A 1,236-nucleotide genomic window follows, 5' to 3' on the forward strand; every position below is an offset into this window, starting at 1 on the left:
CTTGGGTCGGGTCAACTTGTAGGGCGCTCTACTAGAAAGTAGCGTCTTGGGCTCCATCATCTGTATGAAGCCTTGGTGGACAATGACCCGATAACTGCACATCACCCAGAAGAACTCTATTGTGATGAGGACCACCAGTAAAAGATTCATGATAAAGGTAAACAGATAGCTGGGGTTGATACCCAAGCTTTCCATACCCACGTAGGGGCTGCTGGTGGTGTTGAACGTGTTGAGGTAGCAGGGGGCCCTGATCCCAAGCGGACCATATACATTGCACCATCTATCGTCATTGGCCTGGTTAATCAGGCTATCCCCTGCATCGGCTGGATTGAATGGGTTGGGGTTGGCCGTGGCGATGCTGACGAGCTGCCACAAAAAGACGGCAATAAACCAGCACCAGAGCAGAAAGGTGATAATCATGTGAGTCAGCTCAATCCAGCGCACCCCCACATAACTCGCCATGAAAGCGGCCGATATGGGGATGAGCCACACAAAGGCCAGGGAGAACATGGCAATAAAGTCAAAGGTGCCCCTCTCGGTGGTCAACTGCCCGGGTGGTTCACTTAGCGCGTACGTGTGGGTGAACTGGGCCGCCGTCGGGCTCCACCCTTGATGAGGCAGCATCACCAGGGTAAACACGGCAACAAAGATCCACACACCGCGTTTGGCATACTCGATGTTTTCGCGCCCACGCATACCTCCTCTTTATCAGTTAACCCTTTTGTAAGGGTTACAAATAGGAACTAGCGTTTAATGGCGCATGACCCGAATCTAGCTTACCATATATGGGCCCTAGCTTTAGAGGATGAAGGTCGGACACATTACTTGAGGCATGCCCAGCTAGAAGAGAAGAAACAGCGATGGCGGATGGTGCAAGAGGCGGCGGGCCTACTTGTGGTTGTAGCGTTTTATCTACCCATATTAGTAACGCTATTTACCGTTGTATTTCCGATCGCTGCCTGGCCCGAGTTTGCACAGGAAAGAATTTGTGATGCTGTTTGCCCATTTGTCAGCAGAACTCTTGAGGACCCCACACCACCAAGCAACTCGCACTGGGGTTACATAAGACTGTTTTACGCATATGTTTTGTACTTTACTGTTGAGAAATGCAGTCTCTCATATGCACAATCTCGCCATTACGACGCTAAATGCGCATGTACCAGCCAGCCATCAGAAGTTTGTAGTATAGCCACGTTTGGTGAAAAAACGTTACCAGAATAAACCCTTTGTTGTCAC

At 50.2% G+C, this 1,236-nt stretch carries 1 protein-coding gene; it reads right to left on the minus strand.

Features of this window, described 5'->3' with window-relative positions:
- Window positions 1-696, minus strand: a 696-nt coding sequence (locus V6D20_17075) for a hypothetical protein (protein HEY9817494.1), incomplete at its 3' end; no start/stop codon positions are given.
- Window positions 697-1,236: the final 540 nt, after the last annotated feature.

This window comes from Candidatus Obscuribacterales bacterium (assembly GCA_036703605.1).
GTDB lineage: Bacteria > Cyanobacteriota > Cyanobacteriia > RECH01 > RECH01 > RECH01.